Annotated in this window: 17 protein-coding genes; 10 read left to right on the top strand and 7 right to left on the bottom strand. The window is 36.0% G+C overall.

Translation table 11 applies throughout. From position 1 onward, the window contains the following. Window positions 1-214: 214 nt before the first annotated feature. Both GX311_00945 and GX311_00940 read left to right on the top strand, forming a co-directional pair. Entirely contained in the window at window positions 215-757 is a 543-nt protein-coding gene (locus GX311_00945) for an ATP-binding protein (protein ID NLK14945.1), read from the top strand. Then, complete coding sequence (locus GX311_00940) at window positions 757-1,692, top strand: tyrosine recombinase XerD (protein ID NLK14944.1); 936 nt, start codon at window positions 757-759, stop codon at window positions 1,690-1,692. The genes GX311_00945 and GX311_00940 overlap by 1 nt, the downstream gene beginning before the upstream one ends. Window positions 1,693-1,727: 35 nt before the next feature. On the opposite strand, the gene GX311_00935 is transcribed toward GX311_00940, so the two are convergent. Together GX311_00935 and GX311_00930 are read right to left on the bottom strand one after the other, a co-directional pair. Beyond that, window positions 1,728-3,569: an SDR family NAD(P)-dependent oxidoreductase gene (locus tag GX311_00935; protein ID NLK14943.1), complete on the bottom strand. Its 1,842-nt coding sequence runs from the start codon at window positions 3,567-3,569 to the stop codon at window positions 1,728-1,730. Further along, complete coding sequence (locus GX311_00930; GenBank protein NLK14942.1) at window positions 3,562-4,323, bottom strand: enoyl-CoA hydratase/isomerase family protein; 762 nt, start codon at window positions 4,321-4,323, stop codon at window positions 3,562-3,564. Before GX311_00930 ends, GX311_00935 begins: the two co-directional genes overlap by 8 nt. A gap of 251 nt (window positions 4,324-4,574) precedes the next feature. Between GX311_00930 and GX311_00925 the strand changes: the two genes are divergently transcribed. Both GX311_00925 and GX311_00920 read left to right on the top strand, forming a co-directional pair. Continuing rightward, window positions 4,575-5,369, top strand: coding sequence for a hypothetical protein (locus tag GX311_00925; protein ID NLK14941.1), 795 nt, complete (start codon window positions 4,575-4,577; stop codon window positions 5,367-5,369). Window positions 5,370-5,395: 26 nt separating this feature from the next. Beyond that, window positions 5,396-6,526: a hypothetical protein gene (locus GX311_00920; GenBank protein NLK14940.1), complete on the top strand. Its 1,131-nt coding sequence runs from the start codon at window positions 5,396-5,398 to the stop codon at window positions 6,524-6,526. Window positions 6,527-6,544: 18 nt separating this feature from the next. On the opposite strand, the gene GX311_00915 is transcribed toward GX311_00920, so the two are convergent. Next, window positions 6,545-7,450: a TraB/GumN family protein gene (locus GX311_00915; protein ID NLK14939.1), complete on the bottom strand. Its 906-nt coding sequence runs from the start codon at window positions 7,448-7,450 to the stop codon at window positions 6,545-6,547. A gap of 80 nt (window positions 7,451-7,530) precedes the next feature. Then, on the bottom strand, window positions 7,531-8,214 hold the full coding sequence (gene ung, locus GX311_00910; protein NLK14938.1) for a uracil-DNA glycosylase: 684 nt from the start codon (window positions 8,212-8,214) through the stop codon (window positions 7,531-7,533). Window positions 8,215-8,489: 275 nt separating this feature from the next. On the opposite strand from ung, the gene GX311_00905 reads away from it, so the two are divergent. From GX311_00905 to GX311_00895, 3 genes are all read left to right on the top strand, one after another. Further along, complete coding sequence (locus GX311_00905; GenBank protein ID NLK14937.1) at window positions 8,490-9,347, top strand: hypothetical protein; 858 nt, start codon at window positions 8,490-8,492, stop codon at window positions 9,345-9,347. A gap of 115 nt (window positions 9,348-9,462) precedes the next feature. After that, window positions 9,463-11,145: an energy-dependent translational throttle protein EttA gene (gene ettA, locus GX311_00900; protein NLK14936.1), complete on the top strand. Its 1,683-nt coding sequence runs from the start codon at window positions 9,463-9,465 to the stop codon at window positions 11,143-11,145. A 158-nt stretch (window positions 11,146-11,303) separates the two neighbouring features. Then, window positions 11,304-12,695, top strand: a complete 1,392-nt coding sequence (locus GX311_00895) for a M28 family peptidase (protein NLK14935.1) — start codon at window positions 11,304-11,306, stop codon at window positions 12,693-12,695. A 73-nt stretch (window positions 12,696-12,768) separates the two neighbouring features. Here GX311_00895 and GX311_00890 read toward each other — a convergent pair whose 3' ends face one another. From GX311_00890 to serC, 3 genes are all read right to left on the bottom strand, one after another. Beyond that, the gene (locus GX311_00890; GenBank protein NLK14934.1) at window positions 12,769-14,010 is read right to left on the bottom strand and encodes a DUF1015 domain-containing protein; all 1,242 of its coding nucleotides are present in this window, start codon (window positions 14,008-14,010) and stop codon (window positions 12,769-12,771) included. Between the two features lie 37 nt (window positions 14,011-14,047). After that, entirely contained in the window at window positions 14,048-14,968 is a 921-nt protein-coding gene (locus GX311_00885; GenBank protein NLK14933.1) for a 3-phosphoglycerate dehydrogenase, read from the bottom strand. A gap of 173 nt (window positions 14,969-15,141) precedes the next feature. Beyond that, entirely contained in the window at window positions 15,142-16,218 is a 1,077-nt protein-coding gene (gene serC / locus GX311_00880) for a 3-phosphoserine/phosphohydroxythreonine transaminase (GenBank protein NLK14932.1), read from the bottom strand. 458 nt (window positions 16,219-16,676) lie between these two features. On the opposite strand from serC, the gene GX311_00875 reads away from it, so the two are divergent. From GX311_00875 to GX311_00865, 3 genes are all read left to right on the top strand, one after another. Then, window positions 16,677-18,539: an SLC13 family permease gene (locus tag GX311_00875; protein ID NLK14931.1), complete on the top strand. Its 1,863-nt coding sequence runs from the start codon at window positions 16,677-16,679 to the stop codon at window positions 18,537-18,539. A 174-nt stretch (window positions 18,540-18,713) separates the two neighbouring features. Further along, window positions 18,714-22,988 (top strand): choice-of-anchor D domain-containing protein, encoded by a 4,275-nt coding sequence (locus GX311_00870; GenBank protein NLK14930.1) that lies wholly within the window; start codon window positions 18,714-18,716, stop codon window positions 22,986-22,988. Window positions 22,989-23,275: 287 nt separating this feature from the next. Then, window positions 23,276-23,847, top strand: a 572-nt coding sequence (locus GX311_00865; protein ID NLK14929.1) for a hypothetical protein, incomplete at its 3' end; no start/stop codon positions are given.

Here is a 23,847-nt window from a genome sequence, read left to right as displayed (position 1 = left end):
ATTTATACTTCTGTTTTTTATGCAAAATTACGTAGTATCAAGATTACTAAAAGCGACAAAAGTCATTTTATTTTCTTTTTTGTGCAAATAGGTTAAAAATCAAAGCTGACTTTTGATGTAAAGTAACTTGTTATTCTAAAAGCTATAAAACAATGGGAAATAAAGGCATAGAATAAATAAAAGTCACTACTTTTATGCCTGCAATAAAAAAACAATGAGAACAGCAGACAATAAATTCAAGATAGCAGTAATAGGTCCAGAGTCGACAGGAAAAACGGAATTGTCACTCTGGCTTGCCAATGAACTCAAAGGAGATTATTATCCTGAGCTTGCCCGCGATTATATAGAAAACTTGGGCAGAGAGTATGAAAAATCTGACTTAGATATAATCACTCAACTTCAAGTCGAGCAGTACGACACTATGCTTAAATCGAAAAACAGAATACATGTATTTGATACAGAGCTTATTATTACAAAAATTTGGTACGAATGGGTTTATAAACTCTTACCCATCGATTTTATAAAACGTATGTACTATATGCAGTTTGATTTATATTTGCTCTGTTTCCCCGATATCCCATGGTTCCCTGATTTGGTTAGAGAGAATGGAGGCGAAGCACGCAATCAACTATTCGATATTTATAAGTCTGAGCTTGAATATTTTGGATATACATACGGAATTGTTTCAGGATTGAATAATGAACGGCGTCAAAAGGCATTAAATATCATAAAACTATTTATAAAAGATTGTAGATAATGACAATAGACGACAATTTTCCATATAAGCGCGAATTTGCTGCATTTCTGTCGTTAGACAAAGGGCTCTCAGAGAACTCAATAGAGGCATATTTGTTAGATGTGGGCAAATTGCACTCATATTTGATGTCCGAGTATGGCGGTTATTCAATTGAAAAGATAACAACCAAACAGTTGTTAGATTTTTTGGTTTATGTGGCCGAGCTTGGCTTGTCGTCAACATCGCAAGCAAGGATATTAAGTGGCATAAAGGCATGGTTTAAGTTTTTTAACTACAGTGATATTCTTGAAACAAATCCCGCAGAGTTGCTTGAAACACCGCGATTAACCCGAAAACTCCCTGTGGTTCTATCAGTCGAGGAGATAAACAGCATGATTGCACAAATTGACCTATCGACCAAAACAGGGCAACGCAATAGAGCTATTATCGAGATGCTTTACGGTTCGGGATTAAGGGTAAGCGAGTTAGTTAATCTTAAACTCTCAAATTTCTATTTCGAGCAAGAGTATGTGCGGATTATCGGGAAAGGCAACACTGAAAGATTAGTTCCCGCAAGTACCGAGTCGATAAGGCAGGTTTTACTTTACGTCAATTACGACCGTAAGCAGTTATCGATAAAAAAAGGTGAGGAGGATTACGTTTTCCTAAATAGCCGTGGTGCACATCTAACACGCGAAATGGTTTTTATTATTATCAAACAGTTAGCTTCTGCCGCTGGCATAAAAAAAGAGATTAGTCCACACACTTTCAGACACACCTTTGCTACACATTTAGTTGAAAACGGAGCCAACTTGCGTGTAGTACAAGAGATGTTGGGACACAAATCCATTCTAACCACCGAAATCTACACACACATTGATAATCAATACCTCCGACAATCAATAATCGACTTTCACCCTTGGGGCAAACGAGGAAAACATAACCTCATTAATTGATAATTGTTCATTGCACATTGCTAATTGCACATTGCCTAAAACCCGTCTCGTCTCACAATCAACTCTCCCTCGCGCGAGTGTTTTACCCCAATTACCTTAGGTAGATACAGTGACCGAACAATCCTATCGGCAACATCCGCCGTGTTTAGCAACGATTTTTGCCCAATGCTGTTCATTGCAGCAACCTGCTGTTTTTTATTAAGTTTATCGACCATCCCTTTGTCTAAAAGCCCAATCATATAGTAAATAGTACGGATACCTTTTTTGTTTGCCATATTTGCAAAACTTACTGCACTTGCATGAAGCTTTCTTTTGCTCGAGACATACGTCGATGACCCGCTAAACATTGCATCTTCGGCAACCGAGCCGATAAATATTACACAATCTTTGATTTTGTTGTACAATTTAACAGCTAAATCCATAGGGTTATTGAAGTTAACTTTGTCGGCTAACTTCATCTCTTCTGGAGTTACTTCGCTTGCCCGTAGCAGATTCCCTGTAATTGCCGATGCGTGAACAAAGAAATCAATATCTTCTGTTACTTCATTGTGTATCAGCTCTATTGCCGAGACACTTTCAAAATTTGCTTGTATTAGAGTTACCTCTACATCAAATTTCGCTAATTCTGCTTTTAATTGCTCTGCTTTGGCTTGGTTGCTGTTATATTGTAAAATCAGATTACACCCTTTTTCTGCTAAATTGTGGCTTATTTGACTTCCTAGGCCACCTGTTGCGCCTGTTATTAAAGCAGTTTTTCCTTTTAAAGGTTTAATAGGTTTAGGTTTATTTTGCTTCAGTTTTGGAACTTCGTATGTAAAACCGCCATACTCACCACCTAAACCGCAAACGGCTGTAACTATTTTGTTGTTTGGCAGCAACTTTCCTTCACTATGCATTAGTGCTAATCCAAATGGAACACTTGCGCCAGATAGATTACCATATTGATACTGAACATCTTGATACAGTTTGTTGTCGGGGATGTTAAGGATTTTTGCAGCCTCTTTTACAATTGCATTTCCTGTTTGATGAGGTACAACCATGTCAATGTCAGCCATTTTCCATTTAGTAAACTCAAGCAGTTTGTTAACTGTATTTACAATATTATTTGTAGCCCGAATTCTTACTTTTGTTGGATTCATGTATAAATCTCCGTGTTTGTCGGCACCAAGGAAATCTATCATCTGCATATCTTCGTTGTTGAGAACGAAACTTATTCCTTGACCTGAAAGCACTTCATCGCGCGTAAGGATGACTGATGCTGCGGCATCGGCAAACGTAACGTGCGGAACAAACGATTTTTCATTAGTCAGCAAACGACTCATAACTTCGGTGTGAACAATAGCAACGTGCTTTGCCTCAGCATGATTGTTAAAATAATCTATTGCACGCTCTAAATTAATATTGAATCCAACACATGCCGAATTTATGGTAGCTGCAGGTGCCTGATTTTCAAATCCCACGAAATGGCATTTTATTGTTGCAGCAATGCCCGGAGCATGTTCATGTGGTGTGGCGCAACCAGCAAGCCACAAGTCAATATCTTCGGGGTCAATATTGCTATTTTCAAGAGCCATTTTCATTGAAGCTACTCCCAAGTCGAGCGAATTTTGCGCATGGTTATACCGCGCTTTTGTAGGAGGAAAAGGAACTACATGATATCGTGTTTCAAATCCCATTTTTTCGGTAGCAAAAAAATCAAAAGGGCTCTTGCTGCCGCCGTTTTTTATGTAGCTTTTGTAATCATCACTGTTTTTGACTCTATTGGCATCGAAATCGCCGATAAATCCGATATTTATATGCTTTTCAATTTCAGAGTTGCTAATACCGTACTTACCGTGTGCGATACCGAAACCACTGAAAAATATTGCTTTACTCATCCTTATTTTTTTTAATAAAATCTTTGATTTTTTGTTTGGCATATGTTTCAAGTAGATATGAAAATCCTTCAGCCTCTTTGCCAAACGCGTCTTTTGTCTCCATTGTTATAGATGAGAATACCTCTTTTAATGCCTTTATTGCCTCCTTTTCAATTGGTAATATAGTTTTTTCTAGTATACTGACACTCTCTTCAATATAATTTTCGTTATTTACAATATTTTGCACAATACCCATTTGCTGTGCTTTTTCTGCGGTTATTTTATTGCCAGTTAGAATGTTCCAAAAAGCTTCGCGTTTACCTATAACCAAAGGCAATCGGACTGATCCGCCACCACCGGGAAGCATGTTAAATTTCAGTTCGGGTAAGGAAAATTGTGCGTCAGATGTTGCAAAAATCATATCGCAAGCCAAAGCTAATTCAAATCCACCTCCAATGGCATACTTGTGTACAACAGCAACAACAGGAACAGGATATTTCTCTATCAGAGAAAAAGCCTTATGAGTAAGTTTTGAAATTTTTTCGGACTCTTTTGCACACATTTTAAACATAGACTTCAGGTTGCCACCTGAGCCAAAGCATTCTCCATTACCTGAAATAATAATAAACCTTGCGTTTTTAGGTGGTTTACTACTGAAAAATGAATATAAATCGCCAAGCATTTGTGGCGACATAGCGTTCATTTGCTCGGGAACATTAAGACTTAAAATCCCGTAATTGTCAGATTGATAGTATTTAAGAGTTTTAAATTGCATTTGTAGTATTTTTAAATATTAGTATCAAAGTTAGTTACTTTTATTCTAATAGCAAATATGAATAAAATAAATTGAAAAGATGAAAACTTTGGTATGTTATTTGGAATTATATTAAGTAAATACTTTATTAAGTTAATTTTATGCTCATCTATTGCGTATTAACTTTAAAGTGTTACTTTTGTGAAGACTTTAGATTTGAAAATTTAATCAAAAGTATTTATCATTATATTACAAATTGAATAAATAACAACATGAGAATAATTATTGCAATACTAGCTATACAGCTCATTTCGTTTATGGCCTATTCACAGGATTTTGAAGTCTCTCCTGTAAGGCTTTTTTTTAACGCTGAACCTGGTTCGTCTCAGGTAAAAACTATTGTTGTAAAGAATCACAGTAATAGTACAAATTCGTTTTTGTTAAGTGTAAGTGACTTTGCTTTAAATAGCGAAGGCCAACGAGAATACGCTCCTGCAAATTCACATAAACGCAGTATAAGCAATTGGATGACTATATCACCAACCTTTTTTGAGATAGCACCCAATGGAGAACAGCAAATAAGTGTTTCGATACAGCCTCCTGTCGATGAGTTTGGTTCTCGCTGGGGAACTATTAATGTTCGCACAGCTGTAGAGAAGATGACATTCGAAGCAGATAAGTCTTTGGCTGCCGGAATGACAGTTAGTCCAAGAATTCTTGTTGACGTATTTCAAACATCGCAGGGAGTAGGTCAGTTAAATGCAAAAATAGACCAATTAAGAGAAATTGAATCTGATGATTCTACTAAGCGTACTTTCACTGCTTTGGTAACAAACAACAGCGATGTTATAGTTCAATGTAAATCATATTTAATTCTCTCGAATATGTTAACAGGACAAGAGACAATCTATCCTGCGAAAACATTTGAATCATACCCCAAACACACACTAAGAGTTTCGTTTGATTTGCCTGCCAACATTGAAAAAGGCACTTATGCGCTAGCTGCAATTTTAGATTATGGAAGCACATCAACACTTGAAGGCACTCAAATTGTAATTGAATATTAGAAGATTGTGTTGTTTTTTAATAACGAATGATAGTTCTGAGATACCATAGAGTGCGTATTTTAATTTTATTGTTGATATTTTTTTGTGGTGCTAATTTTACTGCTGCTCAGGATACAGTTCGCAACTATTATCCAAATGGTAGAATAAAGGAGGTTTACGCAGTAAATATTGTTGGTAAAGACACCATTAAATCAGGACATTATACTTTTTTTTATCAAAATGGGATTCCATATCAAACAGGTAATTTTAAAAACAATCAGTTAGATTCTGTTTGGGACATAAACTATCCGAATGGTCAGATAAAATCAAAATACACATACTTTATGGGTGTTTTAAATGGTTCTTTCTCTCATTACTACGATAACAAACAAATATACCAATCGGGAACGTACAGTTTTGGTCAACTATCAGATAGTTTGTTGGTTTACAATAGCGACGGAAGTTTAAACAAGGTTGAACAATACAAAAACAATATGGTTTTTGGCTATTGCAGATACTACTATATAAACGGAAATTTGAGAGAAATTTCTTATCGCGAGAATGACATAATAAAAGGATTTTGTGAATATTATCATGAAAATGGAGTGTTAAACTACAAAGGGAAACGGTACGATCACTGCTGGCACGATAAGTTGGAGGTGTATAACAAGGAGGGAAATCTGCAAAGAGTTGGATTTTATCGCGATTGTAAGCTTCATGGCGATTTGGTAGTTTTTCACCCCAACGGCAAAGATACTTTATCTGTAGTAAACTTCGCAGATGACAAAGAAAACGGCATGATGGTTACATATTATGAAAATGGAAATGTAAGAGAATTAGTTGAGTACAAAAACGGTGTTCGACAAGGAGCGGCGGAAGTTTTTCACGAGAATGGGAATAAATACGTTGTGGGACAGTACGATAACGGTGAGTATCACGGCAATTGGATTGTTTACCACCCTAATGGAATAGTTAAACAGTCAGGTGATTATAAAAACGGCAAAGCTCGTGGTGAATGGTTTTTTTATTACCCATCGGGAGATGCTTCAATGTCGGGCAAATATGTAAACGACCGCCGTCAAGGTATCTGGACAGAATTTTCAGAACAGGGCGAAGTGAAAAGCAGAGCATTATTTGTCAATGACGAAATAATCCTACAACAATCACTTCTAAATTAGCCCATTATTGAGCCAGAATTATTTATTTTCGAAACTGAATAAAACGGGTTTTAGAGTATATCCTTTAGCTTCAAGTAAATCTATTAACCCCTCTTCGCCAAACAGGTGAGCTGCACCGACAGCACAAAATACGCTACCCTCTCTCAATAAAGGCTCTACCCTCTCTGCCATTATATGATTGCGTTTGTTAAGTAATACTTCCATAAATTTTTCGGGGATAGATGGATCTTTTGTTAGTTCTACTAAACTGTCTGTTTCCATGTTCAGATATGAACTTACCAACTTGTCAAACATATCGGCAATGTCCACCGTGTCGGTTAAACTTTCCAGTAACATTCGTGCCTGTTCAGAATAGGACAGCATGTCAACTAAATTCATTTGCTCGGTAAATGTCTCCAAACCAACCACTCGCTTGTTTTCCTTTCTTCCATATTGTATAAAATGCATATCAAGGGGAACAGGAAAATCTTTTGGCACTAATGCTTGAACAATATTAGCACTTAAAAAAAACGGTTTCAATTGTTGTGCAGTAGCTAATGATACGCCAGTAATCTCAGTATATTTTTCTTCCAATAAAGCATACTCTTCAGGAGAAAGAAGTTGATCTAAAGTGCTGTCTTTCATCATGGTAGCTTGTATTGCTGCCATAGGTTCAATGTTGTCAAGTTCAATCTCAACTGCTATTATTGATGTGTTTTTTAATATATCTTCGACAGTTTTTCCATATTGAAAAACCCGTTTATCCTGAATATGGATAGTCCCGTATAGGTGAGATTTATGCTCTAATCCATTGCCTGATATTTCCCAAAGTATTGAGTTGTTAGGATTATTTTTATCTGTTTGTTGACCTGTACTTGCATTTTTGCAAGAGTTTAAAACAAAAACAAAACCAAAAAAGTTTAGAATAATAATAATGCGAGTCATAATAGTTTAATTTTTTACAAATATATAGTAAAATTAGAAATTAGAAATCAAAAATCAAAAATCAGACATCCGAAATCCAATCACTCAAAGTTCCAGTCAATAGGTGTTTTTCCTTGCTTAACCAATAGTTCATTCGTTTTAGAAAAATGCTTACACCCAAAAAATCCGCGATGTACTGAAAGAGGCGAGGGGTGTGGTGCCTTTAGTATATGGTGTTTCGATGTGTCAATTATTTGCTCCTTTGCTTGGGCATATGCACCCCAAAGAATAAAAATCAGACCCGATTTTTGTTCAGAAAGTTTTTCAATAGCCGCATTAGTAAAAGTTTCCCAACCTCTGTTTTGGTGTGAGCCTGCCATATTTGCTCTAACAGTAAGCGTGGCGTTTAGCAATAGTACCCCCTGTTTTGCCCATTTTTCAAGATTTCCGTGCGATGCAATTGGTATTCCTAAATCTGTATTCAGCTCCTTGCAAATATTTAGTAGCGAGGGTGGCTTCTGAATCCCTTTTGGCACCGAAAAGCATAAACCATGTGCTTGTCCCGCCCCGTGATATGGATCTTGTCCCAATATCACAACTTTGACACTGTCAAAGGGAGTCACGTCAAAAGCGGCGAATATTCTGCTACCCGGCGGATATACAGTGTATTTTGATTTTTCTGCAACTAAGAAACTCTTTAATTCTTGAAAATATGGCTTGTTAAATTCATCTTCTAAAGCCGTTTTCCAACTCTCATCAATTTGTGGATTAATTCTGTTTGACATTATAAAAAATCTTAAAAATTTGGCTATGATATTAGATCGTAAAGTTACTGAATAATCCAAAGTATATTACTAATATTTTAGAAAATATAAACATGTTTATATTTCTAATTATATACATCTCAACTCATAAACGTAAAAAACTAATGTGTTTTTATTTTAATCATGTAGAAATTAATCTAAAATAATGTTATATTTGCTTTCAATGATTTAGGGCTAACAACCTCAAGTAATGCCATGATTATAAACCATTAAAGTAAAATAAAACAATTACTATTATGAAAAGAACACTATTTTTAATTGGACTTTTTCTTTGCGTCTCTTTTGTAAAGGCACAAATTGTTGTGCCTACTCAAGAACAGTTAAAACAGTTTACAAAAACTAAAACAATCATTTTTTTAGAACCAAACGTGCTTTTGGCTTATAATGAGCAAATGCAAGAAACAGCAAAAAAACATTGGACAATAACTCCATACGAATTTAGAACGTACAGTAAAGAGTTACTTGATTCTTTAAGAACGGACCCAAACTTATCGTTTCTTACATTAGATTTGTCGCATTATAAAAAAGACCGTGAAATTGCTTATTACCAGTTTCTTAACGTAACTCTTGGTGGCGATTATAAATCTGCAAGAGAAATGCCAATAATTTCAGGAATGCCAATCTCTTATGCCGATATGGACGAGGGTACGTATGATTACAAGTTAGGATTAATTTTACGTTTTATTGAGCAACACGTTCACAATCTACTTGCAAATCCGAATATTAATTCATCACGCAAAGCCGCGAGGTTTTATGCTGATAATATGAAGCAAATTCACAATAAAACTCTTTACTTAATGAAGGAAGAGCTTGCTCCGGACGTAAACACTGAAGCAAAGATAAAAAAGATATATCCCTATAATGTAAAAATATCAACAGCTGAAGAGATTGAACAAATAATAGATAATAAGGATCCAAATGCTGTTATTCTACATCAGGTAGCACCCGGCAAAGACCATAAAAAAGCAAGATGTTGGAATACTATCTTAGGAGCAGACGATGCAGCATTATACTATTTTAACTGGTTTTACATCAAAAAAGGTAAAAGACCACAAGGTATAACGGCTAAAGATTTTAAAAAATTAGCAAAATAAAACCTCAAAACATTAAATTAAATAGGCTATTTCCTCAGTAATTGAGGGAATAGCCTATTTGCAAAAATATAGAACCCATTTTTATTAATGGATTTGATTTATAAAAATAAAACAGATGAGCGACGACAAAAAAATAATCTTTTCAATGGTAGGAGTAGGCAAAACAGTGCCTCCCCAAAAACGAATATTAAACAATATATATCTCTCATTCTTTTACGGAGCAAAAATTGGAATTATTGGGCTTAACGGTTCGGGAAAGTCAACACTACTTCGCATTATCGCAGGCGAGGATAAAAACTATGATGGTAATGTGGTTTTTTCTCCGGGATATTCAGTTGGTTATTTGCCGCAAGATCCTGTGTTAGATGATGAAAAAACTGTCCGTCAGATAGTTGAGGAGGGTGTTCAGTCGATAGTTGACATCTTGAAAGAGTATGAGGAGGTAAACAATAAGTTTATGGAACCCATGGATGATGACCAAATGAATGCACTAATCGCACGACAAGGTGAATTGACTGACCTTATTGATGCCGCAGGTGGTTGGGAAATCGACAGTATGCTCGAACGTGCAATGGATGCATTGCAATGTCCGCCCGAAGATGCTCTTATAAAACATCTTTCAGGAGGCGAGCGGCGCAGGGTTGCGCTTTGTAGATTGCTGTTGCAGAACCCCGATATTTTATTGCTCGATGAACCTACAAACCACCTTGATGCTCAAACAGTTCAATGGATTGAAGCTCATTTACAGCAATATAAAGGAACTGTAATAGCAATTACTCACGATAGATATTTTCTTGATAATGTAGCAGGTTGGATTTTAGAACTTGATAGGGGAGAGGGAATACCATGGAAAGGCAATTACAGCTCGTGGCTTGAACAAAAAACAAAACGTTTAGAGCAAGAAGAGAAATCGGACAGCAAACGTCGTAAAACACTGGAAAGGGAGTTGGAGTGGGTACGTATGTCGCCAAAGGCTCGCCATGCAAAAAGCAAAGCACGACTTTCGGCATACGATAAAATGCTTAATGAGGACGTTAAAGAGAAAATCGACAAACTCGAAATCATGATCCCCAACGGTCCACGTTTAGGGGATAAAGTGATATATTCCAACAACTTAGTAAAAGCATACGGAAACAATAAGCTGTTCGATGGATTGAGTTTTCAGCTACCACCGGCAGGTATTGTAGGAATAATAGGACCAAATGGTGCAGGAAAAACCACTCTCTTCAGAATGATTATGGGATTGGAAAAACCGGACTCAGGCACATTTGATGTTGGCGAAACGGTAAAACTGGCGTATGTCGATCAGTTGCATGAAGTGTTAGACCCGGAAAAAACTATCTATGAAATAATAAGTGGCGGTGATGAGCTAATGACGTTGGGCGGACGTGAAATAAATGCAAGAGCCTACATTTCACGATTTAATTTTACAGGTGCAGACCAGCAAAAAAAGTGCGGAACACTGTCAGGAGGCGAAAGAAATCGCCTACAATTAGCGTTGGCGTTAAAATCTGAAGGAAATGTACTTTTGTTGGACGAGCCTACTAACGACTTAGATATTAATACTTTAAGAGCATTAGAGGAGGGCTTAGAGAATTTTGCAGGATGTGCAGTAGTAATATCACATGACCGTTGGTTTCTTGATAGAGTTGCCACACATATTTTGGCATGGGAAAGCCCGGCAAATTGGTACTTTTTTGAGGGCAGTTACTCTGAGTATATCGAAAATAAGAGACAACGTCTTGGAGACAAAGCCGAAGAGCGCTTCAGGTATAGAAAATTAATGGCAGATATATAATAATTTTGCGTAAAATGTAACAAATTTGAGTTGTTATCGTCATAGATGATATCGACTTAAAGTTTATTGAGATATAAATGCATAATGATTGTCATACAGCATTTATTTACGAAGGATTAAACAGCAAACCAGTATTAATTTTTTATAAAAAAACATAAATGAAGACAACGTTACTTTATTATGCAGTGTTGATTGCGGCTCTGTTGCCATTCAGAGCAAGTTGTCAATATAAAGAGGAGTTAAAAGAGATAGTCTATCATCTTTCTTCACCCGAATTAAGAGGCAGGGGTACTTGTGATATAGGACAAAAACATGCAGCAGGATATATAGCTAACTATTTTAAAAACAATGGGGTGCAAAATTTTAATCGCAATTATGACTCCATTGACTATATGCAACATTTTAGTTTAATTGAATTTAAACAGAATACAGTAGTATATACAATTATAGGTGAAGATTCTTTAAAAGTTAATAAGGCATATGCTTTCAAATCTGTAAATCAGACAAGAGAGTTTTATTTCAATTCCGCGACAGTTGTTATTACAGAAAGCGATAGAAAACTAAGAAATTTTGCTGACACCTTATCACCAAAGGGCAATCCTATATTAGTTTTGTTACCAGATGATTTATACTACAGCTACCAATCAGTACTTAACAATGATAATTATGTATTGAAAGACTCAACGTTAGATGCAATGTTTATTAAAACAATTCGACCGTATTTACAAACAGTTAATCTGTTGACAGAACGATTCTCCCACGCAGATTCCAGAGAATTTCTACTGCTTTCATATAATGAAATTTTAGAACGTAATATAGCAGTCGAACCAGAAATCCAAAAAGGCAAAAAAGAGTTAAACTTTGTCAATAGCTTAAGACTATCAGTTTCGGGTCAATTAGAAAGAAATGTAAAAGAGACAGAGAACGTTATATCTGTTGTTCAAGGGAAAAGTGCTGACAGTCCTTGGTTGATTGTCGGTGCACATTACGATCACCTTGGGATAAGAGGAAAAAATATTAATCATGGTGCGGACGATAATGCTTCAGGTACTGCGGCACTTATGGTTTTAGCAAAAAATATTGCCAATTTAGATGAAAAGTTAGATTATAATCTAATGTTTGTCGCTTTTAGTGCAGAGGAGCTTGGCTTGTTGGGTTCTAACTACTTTGCTGATAGTAAAGAGATGCCAAAAAATGTAAAAGGCATGATAAATATGGATATGATTGGGCGACCAAATCCAAATAAATTTAATGGTAAATATGTATATGTGCAGTTTATGGGCAGCGGCACCAAGTTTATGAAAAAACCGATGAAATCGCAGAAAGTTGAAGGTTTGCGAACAGTAAAGAGAGTGCCTTTGGTTTCAAGAATTATCTATTTTTTCTCTTCCGATCACTTCAATTTTTATAAAAAAGATATACCAGCAGTTGTCTTATACACAGGTCTGCATGATGATTATCACACCTCCAAGGATACACCAGACAAAATAGAGTATGATAATCTGGAAAATATTGTTATTTGGTTGACCAAGTCAATTGAGGCAATGTAAAGTGAGCCTGTTTACGACACAGAAAAAAGGGCGATAATCAGTTTTCTGTTATCGCCCTTTTTTATGAAAAAGTTTATTCTAATTCGTGTATTACTAAGCCACTACGTAGTTTAGGTTCAAACCATGTAGTTTTTGGAGGCATAATGTTGCCTGTATCAGCAATGTCAATTAACTGTTTCATTGTCACTGCGTATAGAGCAAAAGCAGCTTTCATTTCGCCACTATCAACACGTTTTTTAAGCTCACCTAAACCGCGGATACCACCTACAAAATCAACTCTATTTGATGTTCTTAAATCTTTGATACCTAATATTTTGTCTAATATTAAATTAGATAAAACGGTAACGTCTAAAACTCCAATAGGATCGTTATCGTTATAAGTACCGGGCTTAGCTGTTAACGAGTACCATTTCCCATCAATATACATACTAAAGTTGTGAAGTTTGTTTGGTTTGTAAATTTCTGTACCCATCTCTTTAACTTCAAAATCAACTTTTAGTTTCTCGATAAACTGTTGAGTTGTCAAGCCGTTTAAATCTTTTACAACACGGTTATAGTCGATAATTTTCAGCTGATTATCAGGGAAAATAACTGCCAAAAAGTAGTTGTACTCTTCTTTTCCAGTGTGTTTTGGATTATTTTTCTTTTTCTCTTGACCAACACGTGCAGCAGCCGCAGTTCTGTGATGTCCGTCTGCTACGTAAAGAGCAGGTATTTTTGAAAATATTTCGGTAATTTTATTAATTGTTGCTGTATCGTCAACTACCCAGAAAATATGTCCAAAACCGTCTTCTGCAACAAAATCGTAAACAGGCTTGTTGTTTTTAACAAAATTGCTTACAAGATCGTCCATCTCTTTTACAGCACGGTACGAGAAGAAAACAGGTTCGATATTGGCATTTTGGTTACGAACGTGAATCATTCTGTCTTCCTCTTTGTCAACTCGTGTAAGCTCGTGTTTCAATATTTTGCCGTCCATATAATCTTCGAAATGGCAAGCTGCAACTAAACCGTACTGTGTTCTTCCGTCCATGGTTTGAGCGTAGATATAGTATTTCTCTTTACTATCTTTTACTAACCAACCATTTTTCTTCCACTTTTTATAGTTTTCAACAGCCTTATCATAAGCTTCTTGTGAGTGTTCATCAATAAAGGGGTCAAAATCAATTTCGGGTCTGGTAATATGTAATAATGATTTTTCGCCAGCTTCCTTTTTGGCTTCTTTAGAGTTCATTACGTCGTATGGACGTGCTGCAACCTCTTTAGCTAATTCTTTTGGAGGGCGTACTCCTTGGAATGGTTTTATTCTCATAATTTAAATCCTTCGTTATTAGTTGTTTAACTTTACAAAATTATTTGTTTACTTGGAAAGTTTTGTCTCCTTTTTTAATAAAGTTAACAATTTGATTTGCAGCTGCTAATCCTGCATTAATATTTGCTTCTGCTGTTTGCGCTCCCATTTTCTTTTCTGTAGCGATATATCTTCCTTCGAATTTTTTAAACTTATCGTGTGCATCAGGTGCTACGTCAGTTAGGTAAGAAAAGTCTGAACGCTCATTCATAAGTTTCAACAAATCCTCTTCGTTGATAATCTCTTTACGTGCAGTGTTGATTAAAACAGCATTTTTAGGCATTAACGATAATAGACCATAATTAATTGATTTTTTGGTTTGATCGTTTGCAGGTATATGAGTTGACACATATTGGGCTTTTTTGTACAACTCTTCAAGAGTATTAACTTTTGTAACGCCGTCTGCTTTCATTTGTTCGGCTGATACGCTACGTGAGAATGATATAATATTCATGCCAAAACCTTGAGCTATTTTTGCCATATATCTTCCGATATTACCATATGCTTGAATACCAAGAGTTTTACCTCTAAGTTCTGTGCCGGAAGCTCCTGCGAAACCTTTACGTGCGTGGAAAAGCATCATTTGAAAAGCAAGTTCGGCAACAGCATTTGAGTTTTGTCCGGGAGTGTTCATTGCTACAACTCCTTTTGCTGTACATGCAGCTAGGTCTAAGTTGTCATATCCTGCACCTGCGCGTACAACAATTTTAAGTTTTTTGGCTGCATCAACAACCTCTTTTGTAACTTTATCGCTACGAACTATTAAAGCGTCAGCGTCAGCTACAGCTTTAATTAAGTCGTCTTGGCTTTTATAGTTTTCAAGAAGAGCAAGGGTAAATCCAGCATCTTCGACAATTTTTCTAATTCCGTCAACTGCAACTTTTGCAAATGGTTTTTCAGTTGCTACTAATACTTTAGTCATAATATTTTGAATTAATAGTTAATGATTGATTTTTAATAAAAAGTACCATGTTAAGTTACCTGCTCATAATCACAAAAAATGCCAACATGGTTTTTGGCAAATCTTCCTGAGCATTGTGGTTTGTTTTAATATTAAGGGTTGGACAATACATATCCAACCCTTAAATAATTATGTTATGCTTTTTGTTTTTCAAACTCTTGCATTGCAGCAATTAAAGCTTTTACATCTTCAATTGTACATGCATTATAGGTTGATGCTCGGAATCCTCCAACGTTGCGGTGTCCTTTAACACCTACAATGTTTTTGCTTGCACATAATTTTAAAAACTCTTCTTCAAACTCTTTGTATTCAGGTTTGATTGTGAAAACAATGTTCATTCTTGAACGAGAACCTTTTTCAACCGGAGCTGTAAACATTTTATTTCTGTCAATTTCAGCATAAAGCAAATCAGCGCGCTCTTTTGCAAGTTTTTCCATTGCTTTTACGCCACCGTTAGCTTTAATCCATTTCAATGTTTCGCGTAGTGCAAAGATGTTAACGCAAGGAGGTGTGTTGTGCATTGAACCTTTTTTGATGTGTGTTTCATATTTAAGCATTGTAGGAATTGGTCTGTCAGCAACAACTTTCTGCATCAATTCGTCTTTTATAATAACAAATGTCACGCCTGCGGGTCCAAGGTTTTTCTGTGCTCCACCATAAATTAGAGAGTATTTTGAAACGTTTAATGGACGGCTCAAAATATCTGATGACATATCTGCAATAAGGGGTACCGGGCTGTCGAGATCTTCGAAAATTTCAGTACCATATATAGTGTTATTGCTTGTAATATGCAAGTAATCTACATCTTTAGGAATTTTGAATCCTTTTGGATAGTAGGTGTGATTTTTGTCTTCTGATGAAGCAATTATTTCAACCTCTCCAAATAATTTAGCCTCTTTAATGGCTGTTGTTGACCAAACACCGCTGTTAACATAAGCAGCTTTCTTTTTCAGGAAGTTGAATGGTATCATTGCAAATTGAGTGCTTGCGCCACCGCCTAAAAACAGAACATGGTAATTTTCAGGAATGTTCAAAACCTCTTTGAATAAAGCAACAGTTTCGTCCATTACTGCTTGGAAGTCTTTGCTTCTATGTGATACTTCCATAATTGATTGACCACAGCTTTCTAGCTCAAGAATAGCTTTTGAAGTGTTCTTTAATGTTACATCTGGCAATTTGCAAGGTCCTGCATTGAAAATGTGTTTTCTCATGTCTTTTAATTTTTATGTTATTGTTAATTAATATGTTTTAAAAATTCACAGCGAATTTAAGATTTTTTTGGCAAAAAATAAAGGTAAATGTTCATTTTATTATTTTGAATTGGACAAATAACAAAAACAGTGCCGTATATATTCATAAATATAAATCATAATGCACAGATACATAAATGTTTATATAAATATATGTTATATAACAGTTTGTTTTAAGAATAAAATATCCTTTTTTGCACTGAACGGCAGTTAAATATAGTAATTTTATTTTAATTTATTGCACAATAGCACACAGAAAAAAGGGATTAAACAGATTTTCACAGATAAAAAAATATATATTTAATCCGTCACATCAGTGTTATCCGTGTTCTAATTGTTTATTAATAATTGCTAATTGTTAATTGAAAATAAACCCTTAAGTTTGTATAAGAATTTTTAAACACACCTACGTTACTATTATGTCCACAGTTTTTATCGTCCTCTTTATTACAGCCGCACTATTCGTCTGGGGGAAAATTCGATCCGATATTGTTGCGCTATGTTCCCTGGTATCACTCGTATTGCTGGGGATTCTCACGCCATCTGAGGCGCTTACAGGTTTTTCAAATCCTATTGTTATCATGATGGTGGCTCTGTTTATAGTCGGTGGAGCCATTTTTCAGACAGGATTGGCTAAATCAGTGAGCACGTACCTACTGCAATTTGCAGGTAAAAGCAAAATAAAAATATTTTTTCTTATTATGCTTGTCACGGCTCTTTTTGGGTCATTTGTAAGCAATACTGGTACCGTGGCGTTGCTAATGCCAGTTGTTATCAGCATGGCAAAAATGGCTGAGGTGAACTCTCGTCGTTTGCTAATGCCTATGGCTTTTGCCAGCAGCATGGGAGGAATGATGACACTGATAGGTACACCTCCCAACATGATTATTAGCAACACATTAGCAGAAAACGGTTTTGAACCATTATCTTTCTTTTCATTTACTCCGGTGGGAATTATTACGGTAGTCGTAGGAGTTGGTTCCATGTGGTTTCTAACCAAAGTTCTTGATAAAACAGATAGAAAAAATAAAAGAGGAGATGACGAAAGCGGAGTAAAATCACCGCAGCAACTTATAAACGAATATCAGATAGCTGAAAATCTTTTTCGCGTAGAGGTGTTAAAAGACACATCTATACTTAATAAAAAACTCAACGAACTTACTGTAACTCAAGAGTATGATATATCTGTCATTGAAATAAGAAAGTTGCCTTCTTATAACAAAAGAAGACCATTTAATCATATAGATGAGCAAAAAATGGCTAGGCCTGAAAGTATTATTGAAGATGGTGATTATCTGTATATTTTCGGTAATTTTGAGAATGTCCAAAAATTCGTTCTCGACTACAATCTTCGCTTTGTAGATGCACGAGAAAAACAGCGTCCCATTTTCTCGGGGAAATTTAAATTTAGTGAAATTGGAATTGCCGAAGTAGTTGTTATGTCCAACTCAAAGCATGTTAACAAAAGTGTAAGAGAGACTGGATTTAGGAAAAACTACTATGTAAACGTACTAAGTATCAGACGCAGAGACAGCTTTATTTATAAAAATATCAAAGATGTGGTTATACAATCCGGCGACGTGTTGCTTGTACAAGGCGACTGGAGAGATATAGCCAGACTGAATCGCGAGGAATCTGATATTGTTGTAGTTGGACAGCCCGAAACGGAAGCGTCTAAAGTTCTGCTTGACCACAAAGCACCTATAGCTGCTACAATAATGATTTTGATGGTAATAACTATGTCTTTTAACATCCTCGAACCCGTTATTGCAACTCTGTTGGCTGCGTTGGCTATGATTCTTACAGGATGTTTCAGAAACGTAGAAGCAGCTTACCGCACTATTAATTGGGAGAGTATTTTTCTTTTTGCAGCTATGATTCCGCTTGCTATTGCTATGGAAAAGACAGGAGCCTCTGCGGCTATCTCGGGCGGGATTGTGGGCGCTCTTAATCCCTACGGTCCTGTGTTGGTTATGGCGGGAATATATTTAGCAACATCGTTTTTAACTATGTTTATTAGCAATACAGCTACAGCTGTGCTTTTTGCACCTATTGCCATGCAAACAGCTCTAACATTGGGTGTAAGCCCATATCCTTTCCTTTTTGCGGTAACGGTAGCCGCCAGTATGTGTTTTGCAAGTCCATTTTCCACTCCACCCAATGCCTTAGTTATGTCGGCAGGTAGATATAAGTTTATGGATTATGTTAAAGTGGGACTTCCATTACAAACAATTTTAATGATAATTATGATTTTTGTACTACCGTTGTTATTTCCATTTTAAAATAGAGATATTATAAAGTGGTATTTTTACTGATTTTTAGTCAGTTAGTTAATAATTGCTAATTATTTTACAAATTTTTATTTTGTTAGATATTTAATATTCTAATTTATTTCATTATCTTAGCTGGATATTAGAATTTAGAAATAATATTTTGTTTAATTAAAACTTACACTTATGAAGAAAAATTTACTTTTAGTCCTTTTGTCGATATTGACAGTAACATGGTCAATGGGACAAAAAGCTCCAGAAAAAGAGCTCTTTATGGATATTAACGAAAAAACGGTTATTGATTTATCCGACTTTAGCACAAGCCAAATTGTTGAAAACTCTTCTGTAAGAGGAGCTTTAAACGAAGGTTTTGAAGGTACTGATTTTCCTCCAATTGGATGGAAAGTTATTAATGATGGCGATACTTATACCTGGGATAGATTTGCGGATTCTTATATTATATCAGGTACCGCCAGTGCCGGTATTAGGTACCATAGTAGTGTTGCACATGATGACTGGCTAATTACTCCTCCTTTATTGCCTGTAGCAGGAAATGACAGCATTTCATTTAGTGCAAAGCACAGATCCTCTTACCCAGAAGAATTCTATGTGTGGGTATCAAATACAGGTAATAACAAGGAAGATTTTACCCAGCTTGCTGGTCCTATTTCTACAACATCAGCTGCTCAAACTTTTGCGTACAGCTTGAGTGCATATCATGGTGATACGGTCTATTTTGCTGTTCAAGCAACTTCATTAAATGCGTACTATCTGTATGTTGATGATTTTGTTGGACCAGAAGTTTATATACCTCCAACAAACCTTGCAGTTACAGGAGGTAATAAAGATTATAGGTTGATACCTTTATCTCAGCTAAATAGCGCGTTAACTCTTAATACAATTGTTACAAATAAAGGTGTAGATCTTACAGAAAATGTTAACGTAATAGCAGCTGTTAAAAATGCAAGTAACGAAACGGTGTTTACCACGACAGATGTTTTGACAGGGCTAAACTATGGTGCAACTCAAACTGTCTCGGCAGCTACGCCTTTTGATGCAACAACCTTACCAGTTGGTGATTACTCATATACGCATACTGCTGATTATGCTGCAGATGCCGATCCAACCGACAATACCGATAGCTTTAATTTCTCGGTAAACGATTATATCTATGCACGTGATGTAGGTGTGTTTGCCGAAAATGGAGTTGGATCTTCTTCAAGAATAACTTTTGGTAATCTATACGCAATTGAAAGCGCAGCAACTGTAACTGGAGTTCAATTTGTGTGGCCAGCTTTACTTTCCGAAGCAACGGCTTCATATCAGTTAGCGTTATATAGGGTGGATAGTACTGCTGATTTGAATGTTCAAAATCCTCCCATATTTCAAACAGATACATATCAGCGTGATCAATCGCAAGCAGGTCAAACTATGAATATTCCGGTTCGTCCTACTGTCATTCAGCAAGGATTATATGTTTTGGCTATGAAACAGACCACTACTACTAATATTGCTATAGCATATGACAATGCAGAACATGGCTATATTCTTAGAGCTAATAATGAAGCTAATCCTGCAAAATTTAGTGCTAAGATATTAGGTTTTGGTCATATAAGCTTAAGAATGGACTTAACTCCAAAAACTATTGTTGCTTTTAATGTTTCAGATGGAACAAATCCTATTGAAGGTGCTACTGTAACAGTTAAGCAGGGAGAAACTGTTATTGGAACAGCCGAAAGTAATGCGTCAGGGTTAGCTGAAATATATACAGCTGCCGGTAACTACACTTACTCTGTTACTGCTGTTGGTTACAACCCACAAAATGACGTGTCACTTGTTGTTACAACTACAGATATGACCGTTGATGTAACGATGACTCTTGCTCCACCGATTTTAGAAGTTACACCTGATACTTTTACTTTCCCGGATACACATATTGATATGTCATCTGCTCCACAAACCTTTACAATTCAAAATATCGGAGCAGGAGAACTTATAGTTAATCCATCGGATATTACAATTACGGGAACAAATGCAGATCTATTTACTTTAACAACTATTGAAAATCCTGATACTTTAGGTCTTGGCGAAACAGCAACCTTTACTGTGGTATTTAATCCAACTACAGTTGGAGAAAAAACAGCAACAATAAATGTTAACAGTACTGCAGGTTCTAAAACTATAGCGATAAATGGTAATGCAATTGATCTAACAGTTACACAATTCCCATTTATTGAAACATTTGATGAGGATCTGTTTCCACCACTAGGTTGGCTAAGCTTAGGCACTCGTCCATGGGATAGAGTTACAAATGGTACAAATCCCTCATGTGATCCATTTGGTGTAGGTATGATAAGATATAATTGTTTTAGTATAAGTTCTGGTAATCAAGGTACCCTTGTAACTCGTCGTTTAAATATGGGCACAGGAAATTATAGTGTTGGATTTAAAATGTTTCGAGACAACTATAGTACATATTCTAATGCACATGACAGAGTTGATGTTTATGCAAATACATCGCCAGACACAACAGGTGGAACCCTGTTAGGTACTATTTATAGATATACAGATTACGAACCAGTTGTTACTGAGCAAGGCTGGTACGATTATGATTTTGAAATACCAGCAGAATATGTTTCAAACCTCTCTTACGTTGTTTTTTTAGCCACAAGCGACTGGGGAACCAACATTTTTGTTGACGAGATTATTATTGGTCAAAAGAGTACAGTTACATTGGTAGCTAATCCGACTGAAGGTGGTACTGTTTCAGGAGGAGGAGAATATCTTCAGGGAACAGAAATTGAGTTAGTGGCAACTCCAAATGCTGATTATTCATTTGTAAACTGGACAAATGAAGCAAACGAAGTTCTGTCTACATCAGCAACATATTTACATGTTGTTGTAGCAACTGAAACTATAACAGCTAATTTTGAAATTGAACCTCCATTCAACGTAACAGCTGCAGTTGTTAATAATAATCAAGCATTAGTAACTTGGAACACTTATCCAGAGAGTTTTGTTGACAGCATTGAAAGTTACGAAGATTTCATAATTGCAAATATTGGTAATTATACTCTTGTTGACGTAGATGGTTCACCATCATATGGAATTCAAAACGTTACATTCCCGAACAGTGGTTATACTGGTTCATATATTGTATTTAATCCATCCGGTGCTACTCCGGCATTATCAGACAATTGGACTCCACACAGTGGAAGTAAATATTTAGCCTGTTTTGCTGCGACATCGGGTCCAAATAACGACTGGTTAATTACACATCAGGTGTCAATCCTTCCTGGAATGAACTTCTCTTTCTGGGCAAGATCCTTAACAGTTTCTTATGGACCAGATCGTTTTAAAATAGGTGTTTCGACAACAGGTACAGAACCTGCTGACTTTACGTTCATAACAGGATCAGGCTATGTTGCACCACCTGATGCATGGACACAATACACATATAATTTAGATGCATATGCAGGACAGGATGTTTACCTAGCTATTAATTGCGTATCAGATGACTCGTTCGTTCTAATGATTGATGACATCTTTATTGGAGGTTCTAAATCTAACGACTCTAAAGATTTTGTAGGGTATAAAGTATATCTAAATGATCAGGAAGTTGCTTCAGGTTTAACAGAAAACCAATACACAGTTACCGATATACCTGTTGGTGATCATACTATAGGTGTTCAGTCAGTATATACTGCAGGCTCATCTTCAATAGTTTATTCAAATCCTATTACAGTTTATCCACCAGATTTTGCAGTAACATTTACTGTAACATGTGACGAGCAACCTCTTGAAGGTGCTGTAGTAACTGTTAATAGCCAAGAGATTACAACTGATGCTTCGGGAGTAGCAACAATTAACTTGGCTAATGGTGAGTACACCTATACAGTAACGAAATTAGGATACGCTGACGTTACAGGTTCATTTGAGGTATTTAATGCTGAGGTTAATGAAGCTGTTAGTATGGAACTAGCTCCATTTGCAATTACTTTCCATGTAGATCACGATGGAGCACCATTGCAAGGAGTAACAATTCTTGTTGATGGTAAAGTATTGACGACTAATGCTCAAGGTAATGCTATAGCACAGTTAGTTAACGGAAGTTACACTTACAAAGCTGTTAAGTCAGGATATAATGATGTAGAAGGATCATTAGTTGTTGATAATGCCGATCAGACAGTTAATTTATCGATGATTCCAGGCATTGGCGGATTTGTTGATAGTTACGTACGACTTTATCCTAATCCGGTTGGAAACACATTGACAATTGAGCGCAACAATAGCAACGAAGTTGTTATTGAACTATACAACAGTAGTGGGGCATTAATCAGTACAATGAAAACTGAGGATGTTACTACTAATATGGATGTTGAAATGTTAAGTTCAGGTTCTTATTTTGTAAGAATAATAGGAGTTAATAACACTACTACACACAAGTTTATTAAGCAATAACCAAATGTATTGAGAAAATAATAAAGGGGGTTATTTTAAAACGATATGATCCCCTTTTTTTGTGCTATATTGTTGTAGAACACTTATTTAACGGATTTGCAAATATTGTACGCTATGGACAGAATGTGTTTTGTCTCTATTTTTGACCTTATCTGCTTTTTAATCATGACAAATTCCAATATGGTTTAAAAATTGCGGTATCTTACGCAGCAACATTGAAAAGATGTAAAATTAAAGTATATTTACGAGCGATTTTAAAAATATAAAAACAAATAACTAATATAATTATGCAACGATTAATTAAACTGTTACTCTTGACATTTGTTGGAGTATCGACTCTCAGTACACTAAAGGCTGTGCCTGCATATCCGGGTATAATACAGCAAACTCAGTCAGATGGCACAACTTTAAATTATTATCTGTATGGAGATGAGTATTTTAGCTGGGCAAGAACTACAGATGACTATACAATAAAACGCAATGCTATTGGAGACTACGTTTATATGGTAAAAGATTCCTATGGCGATTTAGTTTTATCAGAAGTGATTGCACACAACCCCGAATTAAGATCGCAAGCTGAACAACTGTTTTTATCGACTTTAGAAACAAAAATGTTCTATAGCGAAAGCCAAATGTCAATCGTACAACAGGCAATTGCAATTAGAAAAGCCGAAGAGGAAAAGTCAAGTAGAGCATTCCCAACGACTGGAGACCGTAAATTAATATGCATACTAATTGGATATACCGATAGACCTTTTGTAAAAACTCAAGCTGAATTTAATGCTCTATTCAATGAGGTGGGATACACTACTGGTGGAGCTACGGGCAGTGTTAAAGACTATTATTTGGAAAACTCATA

Source organism: Bacteroidales bacterium (assembly GCA_012519055.1).
GTDB lineage: Bacteria > Bacteroidota > Bacteroidia > Bacteroidales > Salinivirgaceae > JAAYQU01.
Note: the sequence above shows the minus strand (reverse complement) of the source record. Positions and strands in the feature narration are given on the sequence as shown.

Bases quoted from the DNA above. Each gene is read 5' to 3' on its own strand.
- GX311_00895 (NLK14935.1), top strand. From the start codon at position 11,304: ATGAAGACAACGTTACTTTATTATGCAGTGTTGATTGCGGCTCTGTTG.
- GX311_00940 (NLK14944.1), top strand. From the start codon at position 757: ATGACAATAGACGACAATTTTCCATATAAGCGCGAATTTGCTGCATTT.
- GX311_00935 (NLK14943.1), bottom strand. From the start codon at position 3,569: ATGAGTAAAGCAATATTTTTCAGTGGTTTCGGTATCGCACACGGTAAG.
- GX311_00930 (NLK14942.1), bottom strand. From the start codon at position 4,323: ATGCAATTTAAAACTCTTAAATACTATCAATCTGACAATTACGGGATT.
- GX311_00925 (NLK14941.1), top strand. From the start codon at position 4,575: ATGAGAATAATTATTGCAATACTAGCTATACAGCTCATTTCGTTTATG.
- GX311_00885 (NLK14933.1), bottom strand. From the start codon at position 14,968: ATGACTAAAGTATTAGTAGCAACTGAAAAACCATTTGCAAAAGTTGCA.
- ung (NLK14938.1), bottom strand. From the start codon at position 8,214: ATGTCAAACAGAATTAATCCACAAATTGATGAGAGTTGGAAAACGGCT.
- GX311_00905 (NLK14937.1), top strand. From the start codon at position 8,490: ATGAAAAGAACACTATTTTTAATTGGACTTTTTCTTTGCGTCTCTTTT.
- GX311_00945 (NLK14945.1), top strand. From the start codon at position 215: ATGAGAACAGCAGACAATAAATTCAAGATAGCAGTAATAGGTCCAGAG.
- GX311_00920 (NLK14940.1), top strand. From the start codon at position 5,396: ATGATAGTTCTGAGATACCATAGAGTGCGTATTTTAATTTTATTGTTG.
- GX311_00875 (NLK14931.1), top strand. From the start codon at position 16,677: ATGTCCACAGTTTTTATCGTCCTCTTTATTACAGCCGCACTATTCGTC.
- GX311_00915 (NLK14939.1), bottom strand. From the start codon at position 7,450: ATGACTCGCATTATTATTATTCTAAACTTTTTTGGTTTTGTTTTTGTT.
- GX311_00870 (NLK14930.1), top strand. From the start codon at position 18,714: ATGAAGAAAAATTTACTTTTAGTCCTTTTGTCGATATTGACAGTAACA.
- serC (NLK14932.1), bottom strand. From the start codon at position 16,218: ATGAGAAAACACATTTTCAATGCAGGACCTTGCAAATTGCCAGATGTA.
- ettA (NLK14936.1), top strand. From the start codon at position 9,463: ATGAGCGACGACAAAAAAATAATCTTTTCAATGGTAGGAGTAGGCAAA.